Origin of the sequence: Aliiroseovarius salicola (assembly GCF_027891095.1) — a bacterium.
GTDB classification, from domain to species: domain Bacteria; phylum Pseudomonadota; class Alphaproteobacteria; order Rhodobacterales; family Rhodobacteraceae; genus Aliiroseovarius; species Aliiroseovarius salicola.
In genome coordinates this window covers 137,162-154,407 of the sequence record NZ_JAQIIO010000004.1, presented here as the reverse complement: position 1 = coordinate 154,407, position 17,246 = coordinate 137,162, and the positions used below count along the sequence as shown (strand labels likewise).

General features: G+C 55.5%; 16 protein-coding genes. 6 read left to right on the top strand and 10 right to left on the bottom strand.

The genetic code is table 11. The annotated features are described in order from the left end of the window. Nucleotides 1-55 precede the first annotated feature (55 nt). Together O2N63_RS09195 and thyX are read right to left on the bottom strand one after the other, a co-directional pair. Nucleotides 56-835 (bottom strand): HTH domain-containing protein, encoded by a 780-nt coding sequence (locus tag O2N63_RS09195; protein WP_271053969.1) that lies wholly within the window; start codon nucleotides 833-835, stop codon nucleotides 56-58. Nucleotides 836-939: 104 nt separating this feature from the next. Next, nucleotides 940-1,848: an FAD-dependent thymidylate synthase gene (thyX, locus tag O2N63_RS09190; protein ID WP_271053968.1), complete on the bottom strand. Its 909-nt coding sequence runs from the start codon at nucleotides 1,846-1,848 to the stop codon at nucleotides 940-942. A 197-nt stretch (nucleotides 1,849-2,045) separates the two neighbouring features. On the opposite strand from thyX, the gene O2N63_RS09185 reads away from it, so the two are divergent. The 4 genes from O2N63_RS09185 to O2N63_RS09170 are packed head-to-tail and all read left to right on the top strand — an operon-like array spanning nucleotide 2,046 to nucleotide 5,640. After that, nucleotides 2,046-3,029: a hypothetical protein gene (locus O2N63_RS09185; RefSeq protein ID WP_271053967.1), complete on the top strand. Its 984-nt coding sequence runs from the start codon at nucleotides 2,046-2,048 to the stop codon at nucleotides 3,027-3,029. 3 nt (nucleotides 3,030-3,032) lie between these two features. Continuing rightward, nucleotides 3,033-4,382, top strand: a complete 1,350-nt coding sequence (locus O2N63_RS09180; RefSeq protein ID WP_271053966.1) for a surface lipoprotein assembly modifier — start codon at nucleotides 3,033-3,035, stop codon at nucleotides 4,380-4,382. 58 nt (nucleotides 4,383-4,440) lie between these two features. Further along, on the top strand, nucleotides 4,441-4,869 hold the full coding sequence (locus O2N63_RS09175; RefSeq protein WP_271053965.1) for a VOC family protein: 429 nt from the start codon (nucleotides 4,441-4,443) through the stop codon (nucleotides 4,867-4,869). A gap of 45 nt (nucleotides 4,870-4,914) precedes the next feature. After that, on the top strand, nucleotides 4,915-5,640 hold the full coding sequence (locus O2N63_RS09170; protein WP_271053964.1) for a DUF1194 domain-containing protein: 726 nt from the start codon (nucleotides 4,915-4,917) through the stop codon (nucleotides 5,638-5,640). Here the strand turns inward: O2N63_RS09170 and O2N63_RS09165 are convergent. The 3 genes from O2N63_RS09165 to O2N63_RS09155 all read right to left on the bottom strand — a co-directional run bounded on the left by O2N63_RS09165 (nucleotide 5,634) and on the right by O2N63_RS09155 (nucleotide 6,985). Continuing rightward, the gene (locus O2N63_RS09165; protein WP_271053963.1) at nucleotides 5,634-6,131 is read right to left on the bottom strand and encodes a MarR family winged helix-turn-helix transcriptional regulator; all 498 of its coding nucleotides are present in this window, start codon (nucleotides 6,129-6,131) and stop codon (nucleotides 5,634-5,636) included. The two genes, O2N63_RS09170 and O2N63_RS09165, sit on opposite strands and share 7 nt — an antisense overlap. Nucleotides 6,132-6,263: 132 nt before the next feature. Continuing rightward, on the bottom strand, nucleotides 6,264-6,563 hold the full coding sequence (locus O2N63_RS09160) for an FAD assembly factor SdhE (RefSeq protein ID WP_271054211.1): 300 nt from the start codon (nucleotides 6,561-6,563) through the stop codon (nucleotides 6,264-6,266). A gap of 17 nt (nucleotides 6,564-6,580) precedes the next feature. Beyond that, nucleotides 6,581-6,985 carry a helix-turn-helix domain-containing protein gene (locus O2N63_RS09155; protein WP_271053962.1) on the bottom strand — a complete coding sequence of 135 codons (405 nt, stop codon included), beginning with the start codon at nucleotides 6,983-6,985 and terminating at the stop codon, nucleotides 6,581-6,583. Nucleotides 6,986-7,073: 88 nt separating this feature from the next. On the opposite strand from O2N63_RS09155, the gene O2N63_RS09150 reads away from it, so the two are divergent. After that, entirely contained in the window at nucleotides 7,074-8,276 is a 1,203-nt protein-coding gene (locus O2N63_RS09150) for a pyridoxal phosphate-dependent aminotransferase (RefSeq protein ID WP_271053961.1), read from the top strand. An 11-nt stretch (nucleotides 8,277-8,287) separates the two neighbouring features. Continuing rightward, nucleotides 8,288-8,692 carry a hypothetical protein gene (locus O2N63_RS09145; RefSeq protein ID WP_271053960.1) on the top strand — a complete coding sequence of 135 codons (405 nt, stop codon included), beginning with the start codon at nucleotides 8,288-8,290 and terminating at the stop codon, nucleotides 8,690-8,692. A gap of 216 nt (nucleotides 8,693-8,908) precedes the next feature. Here the strand turns inward: O2N63_RS09145 and O2N63_RS09140 are convergent, their stop codons facing one another. The 5 genes from O2N63_RS09140 to O2N63_RS09120 form a co-directional block, all read right to left on the bottom strand. Continuing rightward, the gene (locus tag O2N63_RS09140; protein ID WP_271053959.1) at nucleotides 8,909-10,267 is read right to left on the bottom strand and encodes an MATE family efflux transporter; all 1,359 of its coding nucleotides are present in this window, start codon (nucleotides 10,265-10,267) and stop codon (nucleotides 8,909-8,911) included. A 45-nt stretch (nucleotides 10,268-10,312) separates the two neighbouring features. Next, complete coding sequence (locus O2N63_RS09135; protein WP_271053958.1) at nucleotides 10,313-11,446, bottom strand: lytic murein transglycosylase; 1,134 nt, start codon at nucleotides 11,444-11,446, stop codon at nucleotides 10,313-10,315. Between the two features lie 164 nt (nucleotides 11,447-11,610). Further along, nucleotides 11,611-12,627 (bottom strand): polyphosphate kinase 2, encoded by a 1,017-nt coding sequence (gene ppk2 / locus O2N63_RS09130; RefSeq protein ID WP_408629799.1) that lies wholly within the window; start codon nucleotides 12,625-12,627, stop codon nucleotides 11,611-11,613. Nucleotides 12,628-12,888: 261 nt separating this feature from the next. Further along, nucleotides 12,889-15,180, bottom strand: a complete 2,292-nt coding sequence (locus O2N63_RS09125) for a glycosyl hydrolase family 28-related protein (protein WP_271053957.1) — start codon at nucleotides 15,178-15,180, stop codon at nucleotides 12,889-12,891. A 270-nt stretch (nucleotides 15,181-15,450) separates the two neighbouring features. Beyond that, complete coding sequence (locus O2N63_RS09120) at nucleotides 15,451-17,112, bottom strand: lysine--tRNA ligase (protein WP_271053956.1); 1,662 nt, start codon at nucleotides 17,110-17,112, stop codon at nucleotides 15,451-15,453. Nucleotides 17,113-17,246: the final 134 nt, after the last annotated feature.

Sequence of the window (17,246 nt, the reverse complement as noted above, 5' to 3'; positions counted from 1 at the left end):
GAAATTAAAGAACCCCCGCGAACCGAGAGGTTGGCGGGGGTTTTCTTTTTGGGGGTCACTCTCCAACTATAGCCGACATCATAGCTTGCATCGCCATAGCGACCGCTTTGTTTTTTTCAGGATCCGCCACTTGGAGATATTCAACTGTCGAAAGTTGATCTCCGCGTTTGCGGTTCTGAGGCGGTTCCAACGCCTCGATCAAAACCGATTCCAAAGTGGCGATAATTACATCTGCGTCATTACCCTGAAGATTTACATCGCTCAGTTCACCACTCTCACTGACTGATTTCAATCCGAACCACGAAAATCTATCCCACCGTCCATTCAATCTGCCTTTTGTGTGCTCAAACAGTCGTTGCCCTATAGGTCTATCTGTCGTTCGACCAACATAAACGACACGGTCGCGATCATGAAGAATATAGACCCCAACTTGTTCACTAAAATCTACAACATCCGAACCCACCTGCTCTTGACCAAGCAACCGTGGTGACGACTTCCATTCAACATCAGTATGGCGCCAGTACATGCCTAAGGCTTGAACAACTCCCGAAGCCTTTTGGTCACTTTCTTGCTCAGAAGTATTTTTAACTTCCATCGAGGCCAGTTTGGACTTCAAAAAATAGTAACCGCGCCCGGCCTTCACGAACGGGCTTTGGTCACCATCATTGTTAATTGATGTGTTGATGTAAGCATTCACTGTATTAGCGGGTGTTGCGCCAATGCTAGCCCGCAACTCCAGTTTTGAAATCTCTTCTGCAATCGTTTTGTAATGCATTGGATCTGGCGAGTTTTCTAATACCTGCTTAATTGCAGAGATCCAGGGTAAATCCCCCATCTAATGTCTCCCACTTGCATAATGGCCGCGCTTTGCAGCGCGCCCGTTCTTCACTTCATTTGATCCCCCAGATCAAATGATCGGGGCTTAGCCCCGACCGTTCATCACCCATTCAACTCCGCCTCAAACTCACGCCATTCGCCCTTCGACATACCCGAGTTTTCCTGCGTGACCTCTTCGCCTTTCAGCATCCGACGGACGCAGTCCATGGCGCGGCCGGACATGTTGGCGCCGCCCATGCGGTAGTCTTCGAATGCGCCGTAAGCGGCGGGCACCCAGTCGGCGACGATCTTGCACATGGCGTCGGCGTAGACGCGGATTTCATATTGGGCGTGGTGGTCGGCGCGCAGGCGCAGGAAGTGGAAGAGGTTGTGCAGGTCCACTTTCCAATACCACTGGGTATAGATGTTTGCGGGCAGGTTCATCCGGGCAAGCTCGCGCGCCAGACCGTCCTGACCATCCTGCGAGATCATCTCTTCATAGTGATCATAGGCCCGGTTGCTGTCGGCCTTGAGGATTTCCAGAACCCGCGCGGCCTCTTCGCCCTGAAGCGCTGCCCCGCGGCCTTGGTTGTTCACCACGGATTGCGCAGCGACATGCTCCGGTGCGGGGATGTAAAACTCCCGATCCAGAATGGAATAACGGGCTGAATATTCATTCACATTGGCGGTGCGGTGGCGGATCCATTGGCGTGCCACAAAGACCGGCAGTTTCACATGCAGTTTGATTTCGCACATTTCGAACGGGGTTGAGTGCCAGTGGCGCATCAGGTAGCGGATCAAACCGGCGTCATTCTGCACCGATTTGGTGCCCTTGCCATAGCTCACCCGCGCGGCCTGACAGATCGCGGCATCGTCGCCCATATAGTCGATCACGCGGACAAATCCGTGGTCGAGAACCTCATGCGCCGTATAGAGATGTTTCTCCATCCCCTCGCTGACCACACGCAAAGTCTTGTTAGACTGGCTGCGTTGCTCTTCGATCTCGGCTTTCTGCTCAGGGCTCAGGGACATGGCGAATCTCTCTCTGGATGTGACTGGGGCCACTATATCTAGTCCGGTCGCCGATCTGAACTGCTAGATGACGTAGGAATGCAAGAAGCGGCGCAATCACCACACACCGCAAGGAATTTGCATAGAATTTCATTGCAATCTTGACAAAATCCTGAGGTCTGTTCCTGATTAACGCGACGAAAACCCGAGGCAGGTTCATGAAAAATATATTAAAAGCAGGAATTCTCATCGCTGCAGTGTCAGCATGTGATAATGGCGGAAACAACCCGATCACCAATCCGGGACCGGGGGATGACGATCTTTTGCCGGGCACAACCAACCCGAGTTCAAGCCGATCCATCACTCGCTATGAAGAGGAAGACGGAAGCGGCAATGGTTACGCCCAGTCGATCTCATACAATGCGGCAGATGACACGTTCTCGGTCGACAACCTGGCCTTTGATGGTGACAACACTTACAGCCGCGACAACCAGGTTGCCTCGCTGAACGGATTCCGTGTGTACGAAAATGACAGCATCTTCCAGGACAGCGTGACCGGCGCACCGATCAACCAGTTCTCGCACAAAGCCCTTTATGGTGTCAGTGACAACACTGATGCGGACGGAAAGCCAATCACCCGTTTCGCAATCGTGCGCACCGGGGCCTATTCGGGATTTGGCTTCGGCGGCTTCCTTTACGAACGCAACGGCGGCGTAACGATCCCCACCTCTGGTCAGGCCCAGTTCACGGGTGACTATGCTGGTATTCGGGACTTCAATGGATCTGGCGGACTGGAATATGCCACCGGTGACATGATCATGCGCATCGACTTTGATGACTTCAACCAAGGATCCGGCGTAGATGGTGAAGTGACCAACCGCCGCATCTTCAGCACCAATGGGACTGAGCTTACCAGCGCATATCTCGCAGAACTTGGTATCTCGGCACTGCCGACGATCCTGTTCAAAGTTGGACCGGGCGTTATGAACAACGCCGGAGAGATCGCTGGCCAACTCGGCAGTACTTACTTCGATGCTGCCGAAAACAAGATTGTCCAGTATGAAAGCGGTAACTATTACGCGGTTCTCGCTGGTGAAGGCGCCGACATGGAAGTGGCGGGTATCATCGTCGTGACAAGCGAAGATCCCTTCGTCGATGGTGTGATCGCTCGTGAAACCGGTGGCTTTATTTTGTATCGCTAATCCATGCGTATCCTGAACTATTGCATCAGCGCCATCTTCTTGGGGCTGATGCCCGCGTCTGTACATGCCGAAGCCCTCACACTGAGTAAGACCGGTATGGTCGAAGCCACGCGTCTGGCGCTTCAGGCCCGCAACCCTGAACTTGCTCTGGCGCTCGCTGAAGCCGTGCTTGAGGTCACTCCTAACCGTGTCGACATGCTGGTTCTGAAATCCCGCGCACTGCGGGATCTTGGGCGTTACGGCGATGCGCTCGATACAGCCAAACAGGCATGGACATTCGCAGAAAACGATTTGCAAAAATTCGCAGCCGCCCTTGTCGCGGCGCAAGCGCAATCTTCGCGGGGGAATAAGACCGCTGGTCAGTTTTGGTTGCGGCGTGCCGCAAACCACGCCGAAACTGATGCTCAAAAGCTGCAATTGCGGCGGGATTTCAGATATTTGAAGGATCGAAATCCATGGAATATTCGCCTTGATTTTGGCCTTTCCCCAAACTCCAACGTGAACAATGGGTCCTCGGAAGACACGATCACGCTTTTTGGCCTGCCCTTCTCGCTGTCCCCGACCGCACAGGCATTGTCGGGCCTTCAGGGAAATGTGTCGATTGATCTGTCCTACCGTTTCCGCGAAACGCAGCGCAGCCGTACCTTCCTCGGATTTCAAGCTTATCACCGTGAAAGCTGGCTCAGCTCCTCGGCGCAAGATGCGGCACCGAGCGCGAGTAACAGTGATTTCCGGTACAGTTCCGCAGCATTGACTTTCAAGCACCAGCAATTGTTTCCAAAGGCGCGCCTCGATCTGTCAGCGCGTTTCGGACGCAACTGGTATGCAACCGAGGTTCTTTCGGATTTCGTCAGTCTCGGCACGGAGCTCCTTCTTCCGCGTGAGCATAATAGGCAACTGATGTTGCTGGGCCGCGTGGATCACCAAAGCCATGCCGCCCCGAGCAGGGCTGATCTTACTGTGGCACGGGTCGGGATGCGCTATCGGATACCCCAAGACGGGCGGACCTGGACCCTTTCTGCGGATGCCCAGCAAAGCTTCTCCGACAATTTATCGCAAGAATACAAAGAAATATCAGCCGGGGTCGATGTATCGCTTGGCCAAATTTTTAAAGGTGCAAACCTATCTCTGGGGTTGAGCGCAGCTCATCGTCAATATGATATCTCGCCCTATTCGGTGGACGGTCGAACCGACACAACAATCGAAGCCCATTCAGATGTCATTCTGAGCGAGATCACCTATTTCGGATTTGCTCCGGTTGTAACTCTGCGTCACTCAGATACCCGATCAAATATTACTCTCTACAGCAAACGAGAAACATCGGTGGGTCTGTCCCTGACATCGCAGTTCTGAACTGGCCCACCTGATACAATGTGTTAGGTTAGGTCGGTACAGCAACGGGAGAGACAGGTTGGAAATCAAGTATCTGCATACCATGGTCCGGGTCAAAGACCTGGAAAAAAGCATGGCCTTTTATGAACTGCTGGGGTTGGAAGTAATCAGCCGCCGCGATTTTGAACAGGGCCGGTTTTCGCTGATCTTCATGGCGCCTCCCGGTCAGTCCGAATGCCCGGTGGAACTGACGTATAATTGGGATGGGGATGAGGGGTTGCCGTCGGACAGCCGCCACTTCGGACACCTCGCCTATGGTGTCGAGAACATCTACGAGATGTGCCAGCAGCTGATGGACAATGGCGTGACCATCAACCGCCCGCCGCATGACGGGCGCATGGCGTTCATCCGCTCACCCGACAATATTTCCATTGAACTTTTGCAGATCGGTACTCCCCTGCCCCCGCAGGAACCCTGGACCAGTATGGGCAACACGGGACATTGGTAAATGCTATTGCGCCGGGCAATTTATGGTTTGAGAGCGGGGCTGGCAGTGCTGATCTCTCTGTGTGTTTTGTCTGGCGTATCCAATGCCGCCGCATGTCGGCAGGCGCTGGCCCTGGGGATTGATGTTTCGGGATCCGTGGATGACCGGGAATATCGCCTGCAACTTGACGGAATCGCCAGTGCCCTGCGCAGAAAAGATATCACTTCGGTGTTGCTTTCAAATCCTGAAGCACCCGTTGCCCTCGCAATCTATGAATGGAGCGGGCCGAACAATCAGCGGGTGCTTATTCCCTGGCATAATATTCAGAGCCTTGCTGACATTGATGCAATAGCGTCAAAGCTCGTCCACCAAACCCGTCGCCCCGGGGATCCGTCCACTGCAATCGGCAAGTCGTTACTGTTCGGAGCAGAGCTGCTGATGCAACGCCCGGACTGCTGGCAACACACCTTGGATTTATCCGGGGATGGTATGTCAAACTCGGGACCACGGCCCAGCGAGGTGGAAGATGCCCCTCTGCTAGGACAAATCCTTGTGAACGGATTGGTGATTTCTCCTGACGGTGCAGATGATCACGAGGGGTTGGAGCAATTGACCACATACTTTCAGGAACTGGTCATTCGCGGCCCTTTCAGCTTTGTCGAGCAGGCGGCAGGCTATGAAGATTATACAAACGCGATTGCCCGCAAGCTGTTACGCGAACTGTCGGGAATAGTCGTTTCCTACCGCCCCCGTACAAAGCAGCTGATCAACCCGATCGTAACCCGTCAATAAATATAGCGGATCTGATCGGTCCAATAGCGTTCCACACGTTTCAGCGCTGAATTGATGTTCTCAACGCCTTCCGCGCCCAAAACCCCACGCGATTGCAATCCTCCCGCGTGACGTTCAAACAAACCGGCGACGATGTCCCGGATGTGACGCCCCTTTTCAGTCAGCCGCACGCGCACGGATCGACGATCAACCTCACAACGTTGATGGTGCATGAACCCCATCTCGACCAGTTTCTTGAGATTGTAGGACACGTTGGAGCCCTGGTAATAGCCTCGTGACTTCAGCTCGCCCGCAGTCACTTCGTTGTCACCGATGTTAAAAAGGAGAAGCGCCTGGACAGCGTTCACTTCCAGAACACCTACACGTTCAAATTCATCCTTGATCACATCAAGCAGCAGCCGATGCAGTCGCTCGACCAAGGCCAAGCTGTCAAGATACTGGCTCACGAACGCCTGATTGGCGCTCTGCGGAAAGGGGGAATGCATGCTCATTCGTTACTCCGACATTTTTCTTGTCGAACAGTCTTCCGAGCAAAATCATTATTTTCTGTTAAATGCGCCGATAATTGTGACGGGGAGTTGCAGAAAATTTTCGACAAATCCCGTCAACAGTTGTTCCCCCACTCACCGCGCGCCGGTAAAAATGGCGATTTCCTCGATCAGTGGCGCAAACTCTTCGGGCGCAGCAACCTGACCGGAAACCCACTGATAGAGGTCTTGATCATTTTGGCCCAACAGCGCCTCATAGTCATCAAGCGCCTCAGGGGACATTTTAACCAGATGGGCTTCCGCATATTTCTTCAGGATAATGTCCATTTCCTTGATCCCGCGACGCATCGACCGCATGGCAAGCCGTTTCACGCGGTTTTCCGGGGTTTCCCCTTCGGGGCCACCGGGCAATTCACTCAGAAGAGCGTTCAGCATTTCATCATTTTGACCGCTCATTGCTGACTTCCTTCCATGCGTTTTCGCAACTTTTTCTCAAGTCTTGCCAACCGATCAGCAGATGTGGTCATTTGCGTGCGGATGTCGCGAATTTCCAGCAACAGGTCACGGATTTCCGGGGTTTGCTCAGCTTCATCCTCGGGATTATTCACACCTTCCCCTTCGCCCGTCAACAACCAGCGCAGCGAGACATTCAACACGCCAGAAGCCATGCTCAATTTATTTGCGCGCGGCTCGGACATATCGTTTTCCCAGTTGCGCAATGTCTTGACTTTGACCCCTAAACGACGGGCCAGGTCGGATTGGCTCATGCCGACGGCTTCGCGGGCTCCGGCCAGACGATCGCCAAATGTGGCCTCTTCTTCCGAGTACCAACCGCCGTTGTGATCTGCATCATCCATCAATCTGCCCTTTTCCCGTCAACATGCTTGAACGCAATTCCAGCGCAACCTAGAAGCTTTGTGACCAATATACAAACAGAGGCCTGCTATGACTTTCCTGTCTGCGACACTGAACCGCGTTAAACCCTCACCAACCATTGCGGTTTCCAACCTTGCAGCAGAGCTGAAAGCCCAAGGAAAGGATGTGATCGGCCTTGGCGCGGGAGAGCCTGATTTCGACACGCCGCAGAACATCAAGGATGCTGCGAAGGCTGCCATTGATGCCGGCAAAACGAAATATACCGCCGTTGACGGGATCCCCGAGCTAAAACAGGCGATCTGCGCCAAGTTCAAACGGGACAACGGGCTGGACTACACACCCGCGCAGGTATCGGTTGGAACCGGTGGCAAACAGATCCTGTACAATGCGCTGATGGCCACCCTCAATCCCGGTGACGAGGTGATCATCCCGGCGCCCTATTGGGTGAGCTACCCAGACATGGTGCTGCTTGCAGGTGGCGAACCGGTGGCGGTGGAATGCCCCATTGAGACCGGCTTTCGCATGACCGCCGAACAGTTGGAGGCGGCAATCACCCCGAAGACCAAATGGTTGATGTTCAACTCGCCCTCGAACCCGACCGGAGCGGGCTATTCGCGTGAGGAATTGAAGGCGTTGACCGACGTGTTGATGCGCCATCCTCATGTCTGGGTGATGACTGATGACATGTATGAACACCTGGCCTATGGCGATTTCACCTTCTGCACGCCCGCCGAGGTGGAGCCCGGCCTTTATGACCGCACGCTCACCTGCAACGGAGTGTCCAAAGCCTACGCGATGACCGGCTGGCGGATCGGCTATGCCGCCGGTCCGGTAGAGCTGATTGCCGCCATGCGCAAGATCCAGTCGCAATCGACTTCAAACCCCTGCACCGTCAGCCAATGGGCCGCTGTTGAAGCGCTCAATGGCACACAGGACTACATCCCTGAAAACAACAAGATGTTTGTGCGCCGCCGGGATTTGGTGGTCGAAATGCTGAACGCCGCCAAAGGGTTGGAATGTCCGGTGCCGGATGGGGCGTTTTACGTTTACCCATCGATTTCGGGCTGCTTAGGAAAAACCTCGGAAGGCGGTGTGAAAATTGAGAATGACGAGGTGTTTGCCAAGGCGCTTTTGGAAGAAAAAGGTGTGGCTGTGGTGTTTGGCGCTGCCTTTGGCCTGTCCCCGAACTTCCGAGTGAGCTACGCTACGTCTGAAGAGGCGCTGAAAGAAGCCTGCACACGCATTCAGGATTTCTGCGCCAGCCTGAGCTAAGGACACCAAGAATGGCGGCAGATCTGCCCGAATATTACTTCCGCATCCGTGACAACGGGGCTTTTGTCTTTCGCATCGACACTGAGAACCGGCATCGGCGCATCGACATGGATCAGATTGCCGTTGTGAACATTCGCAACGGTGAGGTGAAACCTCAAGGAGACCGGGTCTTATCGGACGCAGACCGGCTGGCGATTTCCGACTGGATGGAAGAGCGTCGCGCACTTCTGGCGCAGCGTAATATCGACGACATTCTGCGCACGGTGGATCACCTGAACCTGACCGCTCATTGGGCGCAAAGCAAAGCTGCGGAGGATGAATTGGAAGCGATCACCGACGCGCTTTTGCTGGCCATGCATGATCTGCGCACGGTTCTGGTGCGCAAGAAGGCGGATCGATTGCTGAAAAAGCGCTGATGCCCCCTTATGCCAAGGCATTGCACCTGCGCACGGGTCGACAATTTCTTATTCAAGTATTGGAATGCAGGGTCAAAAAAAGGGGCGCAGCCCCTCGGCTTGCAGCCTCACCCCGGGATATTTGAAGACCAAAGAGGGATGCGCGAAATGCTGCCATCTTTGGTCTTCAAATATTCTGGGGTGAATTGGCTCGAAGAGACAAGAGGGGCAAAGCCCCTACCCACCCGATAGGCGTGAGGAACGCGTCCAGAAGCGCCAGCTCATGAAGATACCGGCGATCAGCAATCCAAGCACAAGCCCAGCCCAGACACCTTCTCCGCCCCAGCCCCAACGGACACCCATCACGTAGGACATCGGCACACCGATCACCCAATAGCTGATCGTGGCAATCACCATGGGCACTTTGGTGTCATGTACCCCGCGCAAAAGCCCCAGAGCCATGACCTGTGCCGCGTCCGCAAACTGGAAAATCGCCGCTACGACTAGAAGTGAGGTCCCGATCCGCAGAATATCGTCGCGCAGCGGTTCCGTAGGATCCAAGAACGCGCTGATCATGGGGTGAGGCAAACCAATGAAGATCAGCACAGACAGACCGCCAAAGACAAAGGAAATGATGGTGATCGCCAGCGCCCCTTTGCGCAGGCCGGTCTCGTCCTTGCGTCCAAGCGCACGCCCTGCCCGCACGGTCGCGGCATTGGACAGTCCAATGTGCACCATGAAGAAGGCGGATACGATCTGCAGCGCAATCCCGTGTGCTGCAAGTTCCAGTGTCCCAATCCAGCCCATCACCACGGTCGAGGCCGAAAACAGCCCCGCTTCGGCCAGTGACGTGAGGCCGATCTGGGTGCCCATGCGCACCACCTCGCGCAATGCTTCCCAATCCGGGCGCCAGACCCGCTGAAACAGCGTATGTTCCGGCAAGACGCGCACCGCGTATAGGGCCAGCACAAGAAATGTGACGAGGTTCACGATCAACGAGGCGGTGGCCGCGCCACGCACGCCCATTTCAGGGAATCCAAAATTGCCGAAGATCAGCGCATAGTTCAGAACCGTGTTGAGCACAGCGGCAAATAGTGTTGCGTAAAGCACCACCTTGGTGCGCTCAAGCGCTGAAAGATAGCTTCGCAACACCATGATGCCCAGCGCCGGATACAGCCCCCATCCCATAATACGCAGATAGTCCTGCGCGGTGGCGGACAGGGACGCCTCTTGCCCGATGGCAAGCAGTAAAGGTTCAGACCACCAGAGCGCGGGCATTACAAGCGTGGCAATGATCATTGAAGACCAGAATCCCATCCGCGTGACCCGCCGTACCCTTGTGTCATCCCCCGCCTCTGAGGCAGAGGCGACCATTGGCATCACCGCCCAGGCAAAACCTGACCCCATGATCATCAAAACAAAGAAGAGTGTGCCCGCAAGAACAACCGAGGCCAATGCCTCGACCCCGTACCACCCCAGCATAATGGTATCGATGATCTGGATCGCGAACTGCGCCAGATGTGATCCGATCAGCGGAAGGCCCAGAAGCAGCGCGGCGCGCATGTGTTGTGGAAGTGATTGCGGTAACGTGTTCATCCGTCCACCGCTAGATGGAATTTTTCACTCTCGCAAGTGGGGAAATCAAAGCCTGGACAGAAGCGCCAATGAGGGCTGCCCGGAGACTGTTAGCCCTTGCGCCTGCTCATAGGCACTTATGGCGGCGAGCGTCTTGGGGCCAATCACCCCATCTGGTTCGCCAACATCGTAACCTGCCCGTGCCAGCCCCTTTTGCAGGGCGATCCGGTCCTTCAGGCGCATTCCATTGACATCCGGTCCAAATTCATGCCGCAGGCCCGGTCGTCCGGCAATCAGATCCGATAGGATCCCCACGCCAATGATATATTTCTGCGCGTTGTTGTAGCTGCCCAAAACGCGGTAATTCGCACCCTTATTGAACCGTGGACCAGAAGATCCGGCGGGTGCAATCGCCCCGCTTGCGCTCTCTTGCCCCCAGCGCGCCCCTTTGCGCCAGCCGTTTCGGGCAAGATAGGCAGCCGCCGAAGCCAGCGCATCTGTGGGGGTTTCTCTCCAGATGTCGCGCCGCCCGTCATGGTCAAAATCCACCGCAAAAGACAGGTAACTTGTCGGCATGAACTGCGTGTGCCCCATGGCCCCAGCCCAGCTGCCCATCATTCTGGCAGGCGTGATATCTCCGTTTTCAAGAATTCTCAGCGCCGCCTGAAACTGTCGTTCAAAAAGACGCGCACGACGCCCATCATGGGCCAGCGTTGCGAGGGCGGAAAGAGTGGGCACATCGCCCTTGCGCGCGCCATATCGGCTCTCAAGCCCCCAGACGGCGATGACCACCTCTTTCTCAACCCCATAGGTGGCTTCGATCTTTGACAGCAACCCGGCGTGCCTGCGCAGCATCGCGCGCCCCGTGGCAACCCGGTTTTCCGATGTGGCAATGGCGAGGTAATCTTCGAAACTGCGCTTGAATTCGGTCTGGTTGCGGTCGATGTTCACCACTTCAGGCAGGAAGCCGATATGAGGTTTTGCGCGACGCAGGGTCCGGTCTGATATGCCATTGGCGCGGGCACGGGCAAAGGCCCGGTTCACCCAAGCGTCGAGCCCGGCATTCTTCTGGGGCAGAAATCGTCGGCTGTCTGACCGTGTTACAGGGGGATGGGATTGAGGCACATTCTGTCCGGCGCTATTGCATCCCGCTAGAATTGCCGCCCCGGTCATCATCGAAAACTGCCGTCGATCCATCATACACACCTGCGAAAAAACTGCGCTCAATTGGATCCAGTGTAGCGCATGACAGACCCCTGACAAGCTGGGTCAGACGGGGCAAAGGAAAAGAGGCGGCAAGTTGCCCTGCCACCTCTGAGTACAACAAACTTGTAAACCACCCCGCAAAACGATTGGCCTGAGGATCAGCCGCCGCGTCGATGATGCGGGTGCAGGCTGGCCCCCAAGATGTGGTCCGCATTATGGATCACCTGACTGGCCTGTCCCACGATCAGTGGATCGGGATGCCCCACAAGCTCGTGGTCCTTGTCGGGATAGTCGACGGTCGACAGGAAGTGGCGCATGCACTCAAGCCGGGCGCGTTTCTTGTCATTCGACTTGATGATGGTCCAGGGCGCATCTGCGGTGTCCGTGTAGAAAAACATCGCCTCTTTCGCTTCGGTATAATCGTCCCATTTCGACAGCGACGCCACATCAACAGGCGAGAGTTTCCAACGCTTCAACGGGTCATCCTTGCGCGAGTCGAACCGGCGTTTCTGCTCTTCGCGTGTCACCGAGAACCAGTATTTATAGAGGCGGATCCCCGAGCGGGTCAGCATCCGTTCATATTCCGGCGTCTGGCGCATGAACTCGAGATAATCATTTGGCGTGCAAAATCCCATCACACGCTCCACTCCAGCGCGGTTGTACCAAGAGCGGTCATAGAATGCCATTTCACCCTTGGTCGGCAACTGCGAGATATAGCGCTGGTAAAACCACTGGCCGCGCTCTTCATCGGTGGGTTTGTTCAGAGCGACAACGCGAGCTTCACGCGGGTTCAGATGCTCCATGAACCGCTTGATGGTGCCGCCCTTGCCCGCCGCATCGCGTCCCTCGAACAGCAGCACAAATTTCTGCCCGGTCTCACCGACCCATTTCTGAACCTTCAAAAGTTCAGCCTGAAGCTTGCTTTTCTGGCGCTCATATTCCTTGCGCCCAAGCTTCACATCATAGGGGTATTTTCCGTTTTCAAATGTTTCGCGGATCTGGTCGGCCGACACTTGTGGAAAGCCTGTGTCATCTTGCGGTGACACCTTCCCGCCTGCAGCAGTGCTCGGCGCACCATCCGGTCCGTTCAGGATCGGCGTCGCCTCTGCTCCATCGGCATTTTTGGCATCTTTTTTCGCCTCAACTACACTCTTCGGCTGGCTCGTTTGCACCATGCACAATCCTCCTATCTGTCCCATTTTTGAATATGGATCCAGTGTATCTGATCTGCGGCTCTGATGCCTTGATCGGCGTCAAAAAATAATAAGTTTGGCATTCAAATTCACAACTACCTGACCTGCGAACTGCGGACGTCCTCATCGGTACAATCCTGCACGATGAGCTCGTGACACTGCCCCTGAATTTGCGCCTCGACACACACAAAACCGCCCTGACAAAACGTCAGGGCGATCGGTGAAACAGGCCCTCAGGGCCGTTCAGATCGGGTTGTCGGTTCGGATCGTTGCATAGACTTTACCACGCACCGAACGGGGCCATTTCAACTGAACCAGCTGGTTTGAACTGCCCTGTGCCAGCTTGACCAGTGGCATGTCATGCACCGCCGAGTTTGAACTGTCCTTCAATCCATCTTCAAACACCAGGCTCTCGCATCGACGTGCCTTGCCGCCAAACGGCATATAGTCGCCCGCATCCAAATTCCAGGTCGACGCGTTGCTGTTTTGGTCAAATTGCAGCATCACCGGCGAGGACGTGCGCTGATTGATCCCGAAATAGGAATTGTTCTGGAAGGTGAGGTTTCGGTAGCTCCAGCCATTCAGCGTGGCATGGGTGGTTGATACCCCGTCGACCCGGTTAATGGTCCCCAGATAGGCCCGGAACGTGTTGCCCGTGACATGCATGCCGGAAACGTAGTGCCCCGTCCCAAAAGGTTTGACTATGATGAAGTTGAACCATGGGGCGGCATCGATGGTGACAAAGATGTTGTTGGTGATCGTCATGCCGCCAAAGGAGTATTCCGAACTGAAATCAGGAAAGGCGTCATGTTCGTTGTTCAGTTCAATCGAGCAATTGTCGATATAATTGCCGGTGATCACCGTGTTGTTGTTTTCATATGTAAAGACCAGCCCTGAAGTGCGTGGCCCCTGGTCCACCTCATCCCCTTGGAACATGTGGTTGCCCTGGATGATGTGATTTGACCCGTGCATCACTGCGGTGCCGCCCATACGCTGGAACCGGTTGTCACGGATCTTGGCGTCATTTGCGTTCATGTTGAACGCCCATGACGTGCGGGCTGTGGCCGCCAACCCCTGCTCGTTCGAGATGAACTGGCAGCGTTCGATATGCAGGTCCTGACAGCCGCGACCGATTGAAGTGATGCCGCGATCCTTTGGTTTGATGAAGAAACAATCCTGAAAGATTGCGTTTTCTCCATCGCGGGCAAGGCGCACCCCAGAGGCATGGCCGTTGCACTGGAACTCCACCTCGGAAATCGTCATGCGGTGGATCTTGGCAAACCCGCCAAAATCGAGGACATATTTGTAGTTGATGAACGTGTAATTCTGCGAGGCGCTCGGACCATAGAGTGCCTGCGACAGGGTCACGATATTGTTTGCCGTATCCACGTCCCGCACATAGACCTCACGCCCCACACCGTTCCCGGTGACACGTGCGCCAACTTGAATGGCGTTGATATTGCTGACGCTGCTCAGGACATAGGGGTTGTTCGGATTATAGCTGCCGGTGGCAGAGGTGCTGTCCACATCCCATTCCGGCCCGTCAATCACATAGAACTGCCCGTTCTTGATCACCCGGCGGATCAGGAACTGGTCCGAACTGGCATAGGCCGCCTGCAGGTCGATAGGCTCGGTCACATCGATGCGGCGGCCACACATGTCAAGGATCTCATGATCGGCATAGTTCAAGAGCGCCTGAAACGCTTTCTTGAACCCGAGCATCTCGCCCCCGAACGCATCGATATAGGTGGGCAGGTCGAAACTGCGCGTGAGTGACAAATAGACATTGTCCGGCATCGATATGGTGCCCTCGAACCGCATATCGGCGTGTATTGTAAGATTCGAGGTGATCCGATAGCTTCCTTCCGGCACAAGGACTGTGCGCCCGTTTGCGGCGGCATCTGCGGCAAGGAAGGCCGCATGATCATTGGTGCTGCCATCCCCGGCGGCGCCAAAGTCCCGGACATCGACCCAATCCATCATGTCACGCAGATAGGCGCCGGTGATGTCTTCAATCACGATATCATCAATGCGGATGACAGCGCCATTTGACCCGGTGAATTCCAGCCCAAGATGGCCATAGGCCACATCAGCGCCCCAGATCATGTCCACCCCGTTGCGCGATCCCGATCCGATAATCGCTGAAATTTCAACGACTTCTCCGTAGGAAATGAGTGGTATACTCGCGGATTGCTCAACATAGCCCGTTGCGTGCGCCCCACCGGATTTGAACGGCTTTGCGACAACGCGTACCGACGGCAGCGGACCGCTGATGGCTTTTACTTTCGCGGAGATGCGCAGGTAACACCCCTGCTCAAAATCAGTCTGCCCCATATAGGTCAGCTTGACCGAATTGTCGCTTTTGAAAAGCTCAAGGCATCCATCAAAATCCTGATCCGCCGGAACCAGAGCAGCATTAAACGCGCCATCATACGTGGGGCTGCCGGGTGATCCATCCCCGCTGGACCAGACATCCAGCCCATCAGCGAAGGGAGGCGGCATGAAGACCACCCCGTCGGTAAGTGCCTTGTTCATCGAATTCCCTTTCAGCTCTCAAAATACGGCCTCACCCGGCGGACCAAACGGCCTTCGCACAGGTGGTCGGACTCGCGCGGTCCAAAACGGGGAAAGGGGTAACAAAGCGGATTTAACGGGGATTAATGGGGGCGTACGTTGCATCGTGAGGATGCTGGGGCAAAGGGGCGCTGCCCCTCGAGCTGCGCTCTCACCCCGAGGTATTGGAGGCAAGAAAAAAGGCAGGGGCGCTAAGCCTCTGCCTTTTCAATTCAACCAAATTTTTGTGCTTTAGCTGACCAGTTCCCCCGCCAGCGCACGGTCGATCAGCGCGGCTGTGTCTTCGACACCGTAAAGCGCTGCAAATCCACCAAAGCGCGGGCCCTGGCTGGCGCCGAGCAGCACTTCGTAAAGCGCCTTGAACCAGTCACGCAGGTTTTCAAACTCATGTACCTTGCCCACCGCAAAGACGATGGATTGCAGGAACTCGTCGGATGCGAAGTCCACTTGCGGAAGCGGGTCTTCGTTGCCGACGATCTCGTTTTTCTTGGCGATGAGCCCCAGCGCTTTATCTCCATCACGGAAGGCCGCGGCGAGGTCCACCATCGCGGCGCGCTCTTGATCGGTCGGCAGGCGGAAGACCTTCTCGGGCTCCACGAAGTCTTCATAATACTTCACCGCATAGCCGGCGGCGGCATCCAGATCCGGGTGGGTTTCCGGCGAAGCATCCGGCGCGTAGCGCTGAATGAAGCCCCAAAGCTGGTCTTTGTCATGAGCTGAGGCCACGGACGCCAGATTGAGCAGCATCGAAAACGGCACCACCATGTTCGAGCGCGGCACGTCGCCGCCATGGATGTGCCAGACCGGGTTGTTCAGCTGCCCCTTCAGGTCCTGCTTGTGATAGGCGTTCAGCTGCTGGTGATACTCATCCATCGCCTTGGGGATCACGTCGAAATGCATCCGCTTGGCCGTTTTCGGCTTGAGATACATGAAGTAGGCGAGACTCTCGGTCGAGGCATAGGTCAGCCACTCGTCAATCGAAATCCCGTTGCCCGAGGTTTTCGAGATCTTCTGGCCGCTGGCATCCAGAAACAGCTCATAGGTGAAATGCTCTGGCGCACGCCAGCCGAGGATACGGCAAATCTTGTCGTAGATTGGCGTGTTGGTGGAGTGATCCTTGCCATACATTTCGAAGTCGACCTCGAGGGCCGCCCAACGGGCGCCGAAGTCAGGCTTCCATTGCAGTTTCACATTGCCACCGGTGACCGGCAGGGTCCATTCCTTGCCGTCTTCATCGTCGAAGGTAATGGTGTGGTCTTCCGCGTTCACCTCTTTCATTGGCACATAAAGCACGCGGCCGGTTTCCGGGTGGATCGGAAGGAAGATCGAATAGGTCTGGCGACGCTCCTCTCGGAGGCTCTTCAGCATCACCGCCATCACCTCGTCATATTTCTCAACTGCGCGTTTCAGCACTTCATCGAACTGGCCGGAGTTGTAGAACTCCTGCGCCGAATAGAAGTCGTATTTGAAGCCAAAGGTATCAAGGAAGCGGCGCAGCATGGCGTTGTTGTGATGGCCAAAGCTTTCATGCGTGCCAAAGGGATCGGGTACCGAGGTGAGCGGTTTTTGCAGATGCTCATGCAGGCTTTCCGAGTTCGGCACATTGCCTGGCACCTTGCGCATCCCGTCCAGATCGTCCGAAAAACAGATCAGCTTGGTTGGGATATCCGAGATCACCTCAAACGCGGTCTGGATCATGGTGGTGCGCGCCACCTCGCCAAAGGTGCCAATATGCGGCAGGCCTGACGGGCCATAGCCGGTTTCAAACAGCACATGGCCCTTCTCAGGCGCGCCCTTCTGATAGCGTTTGAGCACCCGGCGCGCTTCTTCAAAGGGCCAGGCTTTCGAGGTCATCGCGGCCTCACGCATTTCAGGGCTGATCTGATCAGTCATCTGCTGTTTCCTTCATATCTTGGCGCCATATTGCACCTATTCGGGACCGTTTGCCCCTAAGCCCTTCTCCCTATTGCGTCGGGTGGCCGGGGTCAATATTCTGCATTGCAACAAAAGGCGCATTTCGCAGGAGT